General features: G+C 62.0%; 8 protein-coding genes. 6 read left to right on the plus strand and 2 right to left on the minus strand.

Features of this window, described 5'->3' with window-relative positions:
- The first annotated feature begins 50 nt into the window (after positions 1–50).
- Genes GTP55_RS12810 through GTP55_RS12820 form a run of 3 tightly spaced genes read left to right on the plus strand, consistent with a single transcriptional unit; the run spans position 51 to position 2,797 of the window.
- A complete protein-coding gene (locus GTP55_RS12810) occupies positions 51–1,316 on the plus strand; it encodes a lipoprotein-releasing ABC transporter permease subunit (RefSeq protein WP_161045328.1) in 1,266 nt (421 codons plus the stop codon).
- Positions 1,309–1,998 carry a lipoprotein-releasing ABC transporter ATP-binding protein LolD gene (gene lolD / locus GTP55_RS12815; RefSeq protein ID WP_161045329.1) on the plus strand — a complete coding sequence of 230 codons (690 nt, stop codon included), beginning with the start codon at positions 1,309–1,311 and terminating at the stop codon, positions 1,996–1,998. Before GTP55_RS12810 ends, lolD begins: the two co-directional genes overlap by 8 nt.
- A 4-nt stretch (positions 1,999–2,002) precedes the next feature.
- A complete protein-coding gene (locus GTP55_RS12820) occupies positions 2,003–2,797 on the plus strand; it encodes a TatD family hydrolase (RefSeq protein WP_161045330.1) in 795 nt (264 codons plus the stop codon).
- Positions 2,798–2,806: 9 nt separating this feature from the next.
- Here GTP55_RS12820 and GTP55_RS12825 read toward each other — a convergent pair whose 3' ends face one another.
- Positions 2,807–5,740 (minus strand): TonB-dependent receptor plug domain-containing protein, encoded by a 2,934-nt coding sequence (locus GTP55_RS12825; protein WP_161045331.1) that lies wholly within the window; start codon positions 5,738–5,740, stop codon positions 2,807–2,809.
- Between the two features lie 274 nt (positions 5,741–6,014).
- Here GTP55_RS12825 and GTP55_RS12830 point away from each other — a divergent pair, with 274 nt between their 5' ends.
- On the plus strand, positions 6,015–8,906 hold the full coding sequence (locus tag GTP55_RS12830) for a TonB-dependent receptor (protein ID WP_161045332.1): 2,892 nt from the start codon (positions 6,015–6,017) through the stop codon (positions 8,904–8,906).
- Between the two features lie 92 nt (positions 8,907–8,998).
- Positions 8,999–11,434 carry a DNA internalization-related competence protein ComEC/Rec2 gene (locus GTP55_RS12835; protein ID WP_161045333.1) on the plus strand — a complete coding sequence of 812 codons (2,436 nt, stop codon included), beginning with the start codon at positions 8,999–9,001 and terminating at the stop codon, positions 11,432–11,434.
- Here GTP55_RS12835 and GTP55_RS12840 read toward each other — a convergent pair.
- Positions 11,431–11,784: a hypothetical protein gene (locus GTP55_RS12840; protein ID WP_161045334.1), complete on the minus strand. Its 354-nt coding sequence runs from the start codon at positions 11,782–11,784 to the stop codon at positions 11,431–11,433. The two genes, GTP55_RS12835 and GTP55_RS12840, sit on opposite strands and share 4 nt — an antisense overlap.
- A 112-nt stretch (positions 11,785–11,896) precedes the next feature.
- Here GTP55_RS12840 and GTP55_RS12845 point away from each other — a divergent pair, with 112 nt between their 5' ends.
- Positions 11,897–12,727: an alpha/beta fold hydrolase gene (locus tag GTP55_RS12845; protein ID WP_161045335.1), complete on the plus strand. Its 831-nt coding sequence runs from the start codon at positions 11,897–11,899 to the stop codon at positions 12,725–12,727.
- The last annotated feature ends 9 nt before the right edge of the window (positions 12,728–12,736 follow it).

Consider the following 12,736-nt stretch of genomic DNA (forward strand, 5'->3'; position numbering starts at 1 on the left):
GTTTGTATGGCACACTTCGGGCTAATTTCGTGTGATCCCTTCCGGAGCCTATGAGTATTGTGAAGAATCTGCCGTTCGAGTGGCTGGTCGGCCTGCGCTACACGCGCGCCGGCAAGCGCAGCGGACGCAATAGTTTTATCTCGTTTATCTCGCTGATTTCCATGGCCGGCATTGGCCTGGGCGTGGCCGCGCTGATCGTGGTGCTGTCGGTGATGAACGGCTTTCAGAAGGAAGTGACGGACCGCATGCTGTCGGTGCTGGCCCACGTGGAAATCTTCGATAACAGCGGCGCCATGCCGAACTGGCAGCAGGAAGCCATCGACGCCCGCAAGAATCCGGAAGTGGTCGGCACCGCGCCGTTCGCCGAAACCCAGGGCATGCTGGTGCGTGACGACGTGCTGCGGCCGGCCATCATCCGCGGCGTGCTGCCGGCGCAGGAACCGCAAGTGTCCGACGTCGCCAGACAAACCAAGCGCGGCAGCTTCAACGCCTTGCAGCCGGGCGCTTACAATATCGTCCTGGGCATCGAGCTGGCGCGCGCGCTGCGCGTCAACCTGGGCGAGAAGGTCACATTGGCGCTGGCCCAGGGCCAGCCGACGCCGGCCGGCGTGCTGCCGCGCTTGCGTTCGTTCACCGTGGTCGGCATCTTTGAAGCAGGGCACAACGAGTTCGATTCGTCGCTGGCTTTCGTCCACCTGACCGACGCCGAAAAGCTGCTGCGCATCGACGCCCCGGCCGGCCTGCGCCTGCGCCTGAAAGACATGAACCGCGCGCCGCAGGTGGCCGGTGAACTGAAGGCCTCGATGCCGGGCGACCTGTTCGTGCGCGACTGGTCCAAGCTCAACGCCAACTGGTTCGCCGCCGTGCAGACCGAGAAGCGCATGATGTTCATCATCCTGACCTTGATCATCGCCGTGGCTGCCTTCAACCTGGTGTCGACGCTGGTGATGACCGTGACCGACAAGCAGGCCGACATCGCCATCCTGCGCACACTGGGCGCCTCGCCGCCGTCGATCATGAAGATCTTCATGATCCAGGGCGCGCTGGTCGGCATCCTCGGCACCGCGCTGGGCGTGGCCGGCGGCGTGCTGGTGGCGCTGAACATCGATGTGATCGTACCGTTTATTGAACATTTATTGGGAGTGCAGTTCTTGTCCAAGGATATCTACTACATCAGCACCGTGCCGTCGGACCTGCGCTGGCCGGACGTCTTCAAGATCGGCGGCGTGGCCGTGATCCTGGCGTTTGTCGCCACGCTGTATCCAAGCTGGTGGGCCGCCCGCGTCAAACCTGCGGAGGCGCTGCGCTATGAGTGAACCAGTCGTCCTGTCCTGCCGCAATCTCGGCAAGACCTTTACCCAGGGCTCGTATTCGGTGCAGGTGCTGGCCGGCATCGATCTCGACGTGCGGCGCGGCGAACGCGTGGCCATCGTCGGCGCCTCCGGCTCCGGCAAATCGACGCTGCTGCATCTGCTGGGCGGCCTCGATACGCCGACCAAAGGCAGCGTCACCTTGCAAGGCAAGGACTTTGCCAGCCTCAGTGAAACCGCGCGCGGCGACCTGCGCAATAAATCGCTGGGCTTCGTCTACCAGTTCCACCACCTGCTGCCGGAATTTAGCGCGCTGGATAACGTCGCCATGCCGCTGCTGATCCGCCGCCTCAAGCGCGACGAATCCCGGTCGGCGGCGCAGCAGATCCTGGAACGCGTCAACCTGGGCAAGCGCGTGACCCACGTGCCGGGCGAATTGTCCGGCGGCGAACGGCAGCGCGTGGCGCTGGCCCGTGCGCTGGTCACGCAGCCCGCCTGCGTGCTGGCCGATGAACCGACCGGCAACCTCGATCACGGCACCGCGCAGCAGATTTTCGATCTGATGCTGGAATTATCGCGCACCTTGGGCACCGCCTTCGTCATCGTCACCCACGATATCGAGCTGGCGCGCCGCTGCGACCGCGTGCTGCGCATGACCGACCAGGGATTGCAGGCCGACGAGGTATAACGCCATGTGGATCGACACCCACTGCCATCTGGACGCGCACGAATTCGGCGACGAATCGGCGGCGCAGGCCGCGCTGGCCAAGGCGCAGGGCGTCGGCATGATCGTCATTCCGGCGGTGGAGACCGCCAACTTCCCGATCGTCGCCGGACTGGCGGCCAGCGTGGACAACGCCTGCTACGCGCTGGGCATCCATCCGATCTACGTGCCGAACGCCAAAGAGGAAGACCTGCGCATGCTGCGCGAACAGGTGGCCGCCGCCATGGCCGACCCGCGCTTCGTGGCGCTGGGCGAGATCGGCCTGGACTTCTTCATCCCCATGCTGACCGAACCGGCGATGCGCGAGAAGCAGATTTTCTTCTTCCGCGAGCAGCTCAAGATCGCCCGCGAATTCGAGCTGCCGGTGCTGATGCACGTGCGCCGTTCGCAGGACGTGATCCTCAAGCACGTGCGCCAGATTCCGCCGGCCGGCGGCATCGCCCACGCCTTCAACGGGAGCGACCAGCAGGCCAAAACCTATATCGACCTCGGATTCAAGCTCGGTTTTGGCGGCGCCATGACCTTCACCCGCGCCTTGCAGATCCGCCGCCTGGCGGCCGAACTGCCGCTCGACGCCATCGTGCTGGAAACCGACGCCCCGGACATCTCTCCCTCCTGGGTGCATCCGGGCCGCAACAGCCCCGACCAGATTCCCCGCATCGGCGCCGTGCTGGCCGAACTGCGCGGCATGACGGTGGAGCAGGTGGCAACGGCCACCACCGCCAATGCCCGCGCCGCGCTGCCGCGCATGCTGCTGAAATAACGCCGCGCGTCAGTAGTTGTAACGCACACCCACGCGGTATTCCCGGCCAATCAAGTCATACAGCGCGGGATTGGCGCCCAGCGGAATGCCAGGCGCCGCCGGCGGTGAGATATTCGCCACGTTATTCACCTTGAAGTAAGCGGTCATTTTCTTCGACACCTTGAGACTGCCGCCGAAGTCGATGTAGAACGCTCCCGCCATATGGTTGTTATCGATGGTCTGGTGATTATTGGTCGACACCGGGCAATTGGTCCGGCATTCGATGAACTCGTTGCTGACCACGCCGCTGCTGATCCAGCGTTCGCTGAGCGTCAGGCTGCCGCTGTCGGTATCCCACGATTGCGACGCCATCACCTTCCAGTTTGGCGTGCTGCCGCGATTGGCGCCGGCGTTTTCCGTCGGCACGGTGCCCACCACTCCGGAATCGACCAGGAAGCTGATGGTATGCGTGGCCAGCGCGCGCAACGTCAGCTTGCCGGGCAGGTTCAGGGCCGTCAGATTGCTGCGGTAAGCCATTTCGACATCGTAGCCCTTGACGTACTGCGAGGCCAGGTTGAATGCCTGCAGGGTCACGTAGTTGGTATTGGGAACAGGGCTGTTCAGCAGCATCGTCGAGCAGATTTCCTGATTGCCGGCCACGCATAGATCCACCAGCTGCTGCGACGACAAAGTGGAAATCACGCCATTGATTTTGATATCGAAGTAGTCCACCGACGCACTGAAGCCCGGCGCCCAGCTCGGCTGGTTCAGCACCACACCGAGGATGGAGTTGCGGGCAATCTCAGGTCGTAGCTTGGTATTGCCGATGGTCCGTTGCTGCACCGTCAGCGTGTTGCCCTGGTAAAGATTGGTGCCGTTGATGACCACCGGCGCAGCGAACAGCTCGCTCAGATTCGGCGCCCGCACATCGCGCGAGGTCACGGCGCGCACACGCCAGCCATCCAGGCCGGTCCAGGTACCGCCCAGCTTCCAGCTGCCCACCATGCCCGAAGTGCTGTATTTGGTGCGGCGGTCGGCCAGGTTGATATTGCCTTCGCCCCAGGTGGCGGACTTCAGCACCGGCACATTCAGCTCCACATACGCTTCCTTGACGTTGTAGGCGCCGTTGGCGTTGTGATAGTTCCCGGAAAACCAGTTGTTGCCGATCTGCGCATTGAGCAGAGGATCGGCCGGGTAAGTGGCGGTATTCGGCGTCTCGCTGGTGACGCCGGCGCCGTAAGGATCGCCGGTCACACGGTAGCTCTCGCGCCGGTATTCGGCGCCGGTGGCAAGCGACAACGGTCCGGCCCAGTTGGAGAACAGTTCGCCACTCATGTTAGCGCTAACTACATTTTGCCGCTGTACCGAGTGCTGGAAGGCGCCAGCAGGCGGCAGCACGTAGTTCAGCGCTTCGGCACTTGGCGCCACGTTGCCGAAGATGCTCATCGGTTTGCAACCCGACGCCACCGCCACCGGATTGCGGCAAATAATCGTGCCGTCCGGGGCGCGAATGGCGTCGATGGCGGCGTTGTAGTGGGCGTTCAGCGACAGATCGCGCACCGCGATATCGGTTTGATTGCGGCCATATTCGGCATAGGTATCGTACGACCAGTCCACCCCGAACAAGGGGAATTTGCCGTTGGCGCCTATCACCAGGCGTTGCTGGGTGCGCTCAGGATGGACGTTGATGTTGCGCGGGAATTGGCCGTTGCCGGTGCCGTACTGGAAATTGGTGATGTTGTTGGCGGCGCAGCCCGCCACAATCGACGCCGGCAGGTAAGGGTTGTCGCACTGGATGGTCAGGTTGGCATTCTTGATGGCGCCCGGCACGGGCGAAAACGCCGACGTGACCTTGGCCAGGTTGACGGTGGCATACAGCTCGTGGTCGTTATTGATATTGAAACCGGCGCGCATATAGCCGACCTTGCGCGTCAGGTCCATCGCCAGGTTGGAGCCGCCCTGGATCGTGCCGCTGCGGTCGCCCCCGACGCAGGCGGGATTGATACAGTTGGTGACGCCGCCGGTGCCGGTCGGTACGCCGTTGGAACCGTAGAAGTAGGGATACGGTACGCCATCCGCGCCAAACGCAGTGCCTTGCAGCGGACCGTTGGTAATCAGGCCGTAGCGCGCATATTGATACGGTTGCGAACGATGGACGAAACGGATTTGCGGCTTGCCATCGGTGGTTTCTGCTAGCGAGCGGGTCTGCAGGTCGGGATTGGTGAACCAGTCACGACCGCCGACGCCAATCTCGCCAAAGCCTGCCGAATCGATGCCTTTTTCACGACCGTATTCGCCGCTGGCGACGATGTGCAGCCGCTCTTCCAGAAAGGCGCGGCCCCAGGCGGCCTGCAGGGTTGCGTTCTTGTCGTCGCTATAGGTAGTCTGTCCGCCTTCGAGATTGCTTTTAAAGCCGACAAACTTCTTGTCGGTGATGAAGTTGACCACGCCGCCAATCGCGTCCGAGCCGTAAGAGGCCGAGGCGCCGCCGGTGACGACGTCGACGCGCTTGATCAGCAGTTGCGGGAACTGGCTGATGTCCGTGACGCCGGTGACATTGGCGCCGATCACGCGCTGACCATCCAGCAAGGTCAGGGTGCGTATCGGTCCGAGGCCGCGCAGGCTCAGCGAACTCAGGCCTTGTACGCCGCTGCTGGTGCTGTAAGTAAACGTGGTGCGGCCGGTGCCGCCTTGCAGCGCGGGCAGTTCGACCAGCGTATTAAAAACATTGGGTTCGGCACTCTTGGCCAGATCATCGGCACTCAAAGTGGTGGTGGGCGTCGGCTGCGTGAAGCCGCGCGTGGAAATACGCGAGCCAGACACGGTGACTGTCTTCATTTCGTCGGCAGCAGCGGGTTGCGCTTCGGGCTGGGTCTGCTGCGCATAGGCGGGTAAGGGTAAGGCAAGTGCGCCGCAGGTGCCGGCAACGGCAATGCTGATGAGTTTCCTCTGAATCTGTTTCATGTGGTTTTGTCTCCTGTTATTTTTAAAACTATTTGGATGCGCTGTAACTTTCAGTCGCTGTTCGAGAATAGTTTGAGCATTGCTTTAATGCCAATAACATATTGTGTCGTTCCGATACCGTTATGGATATCAGTTGATCGGCTGACACTTGAAGATATCTAAACCAATATCGGCCGGCGAAAAAAAACGATTGGATCGGGTGTTGTGATCTCCATAAGATGAATTGAGCGGTGTTAAAGCTGCATCAAAAAAAAATTACACTTAGGGAGACAACATGCACCACCAATCCATCCGCATCGCGGCGGCCGCCGCACATCCATGCCATCTGAAACTGTCCGTCGTCGCGCTGCTGGGCGCCGGCCTGCTTAGCAGCGCGTCGGTGTGGGCGCAAGCGGCCGCCGACAAGCCCGAGCCAGCTGAGACGCCTGAAACCACCGTGGTGGTCACCGGCGTCAAGGCGTCACTGATCAAGAGCCTGGCGATCAAGCGCACCAGCGACCAGGTCGTGGAATCGGTGGTGGCCGAAGACATCGGCAAGCTGCCCGATAACAATGTGGTTGAGGCGCTACAGCGCGTGACCGGGGTGCAGGTTACCAACCGCGCCGGCGGCGAAGTCGGCACCTTGTCGATTCGTGGCCTGCCGGACGTCCAGACCACCTGGAATGGCCGCACGATTTTTACCGCATCCGGCACGCAGGTCGCGCTGCAGGACATTCCGTCAACCCTGGTGCGCCAGATTGACGTCTACAAGACGCGCGACGCCAGCCAGCTGGAGACCGGCATCGCCGGCCAGGTGGACGTCAAGTCGTTGCGGCCGTTCGATTTCAAGGAGGCGAAAGTGTCGCTTTCGGCGCGTGAAACCTACCTCGATCCGGCGAAAAAGGCCAACCCGCAACTCAGCGCCATGGCAAGCAACCGCTGGGAAACCGGCATCGGCGAAGTTGGCGCTCTGGTTAATCTGTCGGCCAACCAGACAAAGTACCGCAATGAGAGCGTGACGCCGGGTGCGATGGTACCGTTCACCAGCCCGAATGCGGCCGAAGTGCCGCCAGGTTACACACCCTTGCAGCGCATCACCGACACCAGTATCTGGACGCCCGGCACCCATACCGGCTTGCCGACGGCTGCCGGTTCAACGCTGGATTTCAACGGCAAGGCTTATCCGTATTACCTGTCGCGCGACGCCGTTTTCCAGAGCGACGTGCAGGGCAAGCGAGAGCGTCCTGCCGCCAATCTCGCCTTGCAGTGGAAGCCCAACAGCGATGCGGTCTACACCTTCGAATCGATGTACAACGGTTATCGCGACAAGTCCTTTAACCAGTTGCTGTTCAGCTTTGTGGACTGGTGGGGCGACCTCGGCAGCAACCCTGCGAGCACCATTACGACCTTCCCGGGAACCAACATCATCAAGAGCCGTACCGTCAATAACGTCTACGGCTTCAACAGCGGCGACTACACCACGTCGGCAACCGATTCCTACGTGTATGCACTGAACGGCAAATGGAATGTCGGCGACCGCCTGAAGCTGGATGGCGATCTGTCGTACCAGACCAGCACCTACCACTCGGAATTCACCGCTACCCGGATCGATCGCGTCGCGCCTTCCATCAACGTCGACTTCAATGCCGGCGGCGGCAACACGGCGTTTGGTTTTAACAACAACAACGCCGACCTGACCGATCCGAGCAAGTGGAATGTGGCGCAGTTTTACGATAACGCCAACCGCAACAAGGGCAGCGCCGCGACCGCTAATCTTACCGGTATCTACGAGGCCGACTGGGGCCCGCTGGAGACCATCCATTTCGGCGCGCGCTTCGACGACCGCAAGGCGTCGGAAGCGAACCGGACCCAATCGGGCACCTTGAACCGCAGCCTGGCCTCGCTGGGCCCGCAGTATGTCTCCACCAACTCGAACTTCGGCACCGATATCTCGAACGTTCCGCGCTCATGGGTGGAGCCCAATGCCTACTACATCCGCGACCACATCGACGACTGGCGCAAGCTGTTTAGCTCGACCGATCCGAACTTCCTGACCACCGACCAATTGCGCCTGCAGAAGACGTTCGAGGTCGAAGAAAAGACGGCCAACCTGTTCCTGATGGGGAATACCCAAACCGAGCTGTTCGGCCATCGTCTGCGCGGCAATTTCGGCGCACGCTACGTCAAGGTCGATACCGACATGACCTTCTACAAGGTCGACGCCACCACCAAGGCGGTCACCCCGTCCAGTGCGAGCAAGTCCACCAGCAAGGTACTGCCGAGCATGACGCTGATTTACGACCCATCCAGGGACGTCGTCATGCGCTTCAACTACGGTGAAACCCTGCGCCGTCCGAACTTCGGTGATCTGAATCCTGTGTTGCAGCTCGGGGACGACGTCTCGAAGGTGGGTTACGGCTCTGGCAGCGGCGGCAACCCGGACCTGAAACCGACGCGTTCCAAGAACATGGACCTGACGGCAGAGTGGTATTTCCAGAAGGACAGCGCACTCTATGGCACGGCGTTCAAGCGCAAGATCGACGGCCTGGTGGTGGGCTTGCGTCGCAAGGTGCACGTTGACCCTGCCAACGACCCGTTCCGCAACTCGACCTCGGGCGGCGACCATACCAACGGCTATGACTACGTGATCAATTCGCCGGTCAACGCCTCCGACGGCACGATCAGTGGCGCCGAGCTGGGCTTGATCTACTTCCCGAAAGGGCTGCCGAGTCTGCTGGATGGCCTGGGATTCCAGGGCAGCTATACCCGACTCACCTCGTCGCAGAACGTGCCTGATGCCAATGATGCCGGCGAGATCATCGCCCAGCTCAAGACGCCGTTCTTCGGCGTGTCCAACAGCTCGTATAACGCCACCCTGGCATACGAAAAAGGCTCGGTCAGCGCGCGCCTGTCCTATGTCTGGCGCTCCGGCTTCCTGGCCAGCAACGAAGCCGCGTTGTTTGCCAATCCGATCGGTATCTGGCGTCATCCGGAGAAGAGCGTGGACATGCAGGTTTCCTACAAAATCAACGACAACATGTCGGTCGATATCAGTGGCGTCAACCTGACCAACGAAATGCAGCAGCAGTACTATCACTTCGGCAATGCCGGAAACGCGCAGCAGACCAATTTCGGCACGCTCCAGATCGGACGTTCGGTCTCTGTTGGCTTGCGCTGGAAGATGTAAGCTGACGTAGTCTGATATGCGTCAAACGGCGGCGGCGCATGAGTGTGCCGCCGTTTTTATTTGCGTAGTATCGCTGCAGGGGAGGCGGTGCTATGCGGATGGCGTTGATAGGCTTCGCGATAGGGACGGCATGCTTGCAGTGGCAGGCGGCGTTGCCGTCGCTGCCGGCGATGGCCTGGGCATTCGGATTGTCGCTGGTGCTGCTACTGGTCTGGCGCTACATCGCGCACCGTGTCCCGCCTGTGGTGCGCGGCGTCGTGGCGCTGGCGGCGGGCTGTGTGGCGGGATTTTTCTGGGCCGCGTGGCTGGCGCAGCGGGCTTTGGCGCCGGAGTTGGCGCTGGCCGATGAGGGCCGCGATGTACGTATCGTCGGCACGGTGGATAATTTGCCATACAAGTTTTCACAGGGCGTGCGCTTTAATTTTGCGGTGGAGCGCGCGGATGGTGCGCTGCCGCCGAAGATTGCGTTGTCGTGGTACTCGGGCTATCGCGATCAGGTGGCCGAGGTGCCGGACATCCAACCGGGTGAGCGCTGGCAATTGACGGTTCGCCTGCAACGGCCGCATGGCAACGCCAATCCCTATAATTTTGATTACGAAGCGTGGCTGCTGGAGCAGGGCTTGCGCGCCACCGGCTACGTGCGCGTGGCGCGCGATAATCAGCGCCTGGACAGCTTCGTCGTCAGCGCCGGCAATGTGATTGAGCATAGCCGCGCCGTGTTGCGACAGCGCATACTGGACGCGCTACCCGGCAAGCTGTATGCCGGCGTGATTGTGGCGCTGGTGGTGGGCGATCAGCGCGGCATCGATCAATCGGACTGGCAGGTCTTTAACCGCACCGGCATCGGCCATCTGATTTCCATCTCCGGCTTGCACATCACCATGGTGGCCGGCCTGTTTGCACTGGCGGCATTTACGTTGTGGCGCTGTTCGTTCTTCACGCGCGCGCAGTTGCCGCTGCTGTTGCCGGCGCAGAAGGTGGCGGCGCTGGTCGGCGCGTCGGTGGCGCTGCTGTATGTGCTGCTGGCTGGTTTTGGGGTGCCGGCGCAGCGCACGCTATACATGCTGATGGTGGTTGCTGCGGCGCTGTGGTGCAATCGCCTGATCAGCGTTTCGCACGTGCTGTGCACCGCGCTTGGCGTGGTGCTGGTGATCGATCCGTGGGCAGTGTTGTGGCCAGGATTTTGGCTGTCGTTCAGCGCCGTCGCCGTCATCCTGTACGCGACGGTGGGGCGGACCGTGCCCGTAACGCATGCGCCACCGGACGGAAACGATCCAGCGGCGCCGCACATGCCAATCCCACCGACGTACCGTGAACGCTTCTTGCTCGCTCTTCGCGTTGGCGCACACACGCAATACGCGGTCACCCTCGGACTGGTGCCGTTGACGATGCTGTTGTTTGGCCAGGTATCGGTGGTCAGCCCGCTGGCGAATGCGGTAGCCATTCCGCTGATCAGCCTTGTCGTCACGCCGCTTGCGCTGATCGGCAGCATGCTGCCTGCGATGCTGGCCGCACCGGTGCTCGGGCTTGCGCATTGGCTGGTGGAATTGCTGGCGCAATGCCTGCAATGGTTCAGCGCCATGCGCTACGCCGTGTGGAACGCGCCGCAGCCGCCGTTCTGGTTATTCTGCTGGGCGATGTTCGGCACCATCTGGCTACTGGCGCCGCGTGGCTGGCCGGTACGCTGGCTCGGACTGGCGACATGGATTCCGCTGCTGGCCGCCGAACCCACGCATCCCGCGCCGGGCCGCATGACGGTCACCGCGTTCGATGTGGGGCAGGGCATGGCGCTGTTGATCGAAACCAGCGGCCATCGGCTGCTGTACGACACTGGCCCCGCCTACAGTCCCGAGTCCAACGCCGGCAACCGTGTTATCGTGCCGTATCTGCGGGCGCGCGGCATCAACGCGCTGGATGGCATGATTGTTTCGCACAGCGATGCCGATCATTCCGGCGGCGCGTTGTCGGTGCTGGACGGTGTGCGTACCGGCTGGGTGCTGTCGTCGCTGTCGCCGCAGCACGCCATCGCGCAGGCTGCACGCCAGCACGTCCATTGTGCCGCCGGCCAGCGCTGGCGATGGGATGGCGTCGACTTCGAAATCCTGCACCCCCAGCCTGGCAGCTACGCCAGCCATGCGCTCAAAGCCAACGCGCGCAGCTGCACGTTGAAGCTGACCGCAGGCGACAAGTCGATTCTGCTGGCGGGCGATATCGAAGCCGAACAGGAAGCGCAGCTGCTGGCGCGTGAGGCCAACCGCCTGCCGGCCGACGTGCTGGTTGCACCGCACCACGGCAGCGGCACGTCGTCCACCTACGCGTTTCTGCAATCGGTCAAACCGCAGCTGGCGCTATTTTTGGTTGGCTATCGCAACCGCTACCGGCATCCAAAACTGGAGGTAGTGGAGCGTTACCGCCAGCTGGGCATCACCGGCCTGCGCACCGACCAATCGGGCGCCATCACGCTGGAATTCGGCGACAGCATCACCACGTCGGCATACCGGCACGACACCGCGCGTTACTGGCGCTAATACCGCTTCCACGAGGTCGATGCCGGACAGCCAATACTGATTGCCCCGTTGCTCGTCCCTGACGGCGATGTGACCGGCCCTGTCATCCAGCACTTGGTCTGTCCCTTGATCGTCTCCGTGTAGTAGACAATCCCCTCCGGGCTCTCGTAATAGCCCCTCCAGTCGTGCGGATTGGCGCCGACATAGCCGCGCTCCATCGCCTGCGACAGATGGCCGTAGCGGCTGTCCGGCTTCCCCTCCGGCACGGCCGGCGCCTTGCCTCGGATCTCCTTGTCGATCTGCGGCAGACTTTTCTTGGCTGCGTCGATGTCCAGCACCGCTGCCAACGCCAGAATGGTTAGAATTTTCATATCAAAATAATATTAACAGAAGATTCACTTGTGGCAAATTAGAACGTTTCCCCCAGCGTCCGGCCAGCGTCCACATTACAATGAAGTAAAAATAACCATACGGAGACCGCTTGTGAGCAAGCCCAAGCTGCATTTCGCCCACGCCAATAGTTATCCGGCGGGCGTGTACCGGCAATATTTCGCGCAACTGTCCCAGCATTTCGACATCCAGTCGCTCGACATGCATGCGCACAATCCGCAGTATCCCGTCACCGACGGCTGGCCGCGGCTGGTAGACGAATACATCCACGAACTCACCACGCGCTACACCGCACCGGTGATCCTGGTCGGCCACTCGCTGGGCGGCATGTTGAGCATGATGGTTGGGCTCCAGCGTCCCGACCTGGTGCGCTGCGTGGTGATGCTGGATGCGCCGGTGGTCGGCGGCTGGCGCGCTTTCGCCTGGCATATGATCAAGCGGCTGGGCCGGGCTTACACGATGCCGCCGGCCAAATTCTCCATCCGCCGGCGCAACGTCTGGCCGGATGTCGGCGCCGCTTACCAGCACTTTGCCGCCAAGGACCTGTTTGCCGCCTGGGCGCCCGGCGTACTGGCCGACTACATGGACAGCGGCCTCAAGCCGCACGAGGAAGGCGTGCAACTCCGCTTCACGCGCGAGAACGAAACTGCCGTCTACGCCACGCTGCCGCACCATCTGCCGCAACTGCTGCGCAAGGGCTATCCGGTACCGATCGGCTTTATCGGCGGCGACAACTCCTGGGAAACCAGCCAGTCCGGCCACCAGCACACCAAGGCGCTGGTCGGCAACCATTTCCGCATCGTGCCCGGCGGCCACCTGTTCCCGATGGAGAACCCGGCCGCCGCCGCCGAGGCCACCCGGGAGATGATCGACGACCTGCTGTCGGGCAATCTGGTAAAAAAGTTCTTAAAAAGGCGGCGTTAGCGTAAAATC

The sequence above is a fragment of the Duganella margarita genome, from assembly GCF_009857535.1.
Classification (GTDB): domain Bacteria; phylum Pseudomonadota; class Gammaproteobacteria; order Burkholderiales; family Burkholderiaceae_D; genus Rugamonas; species Rugamonas margarita.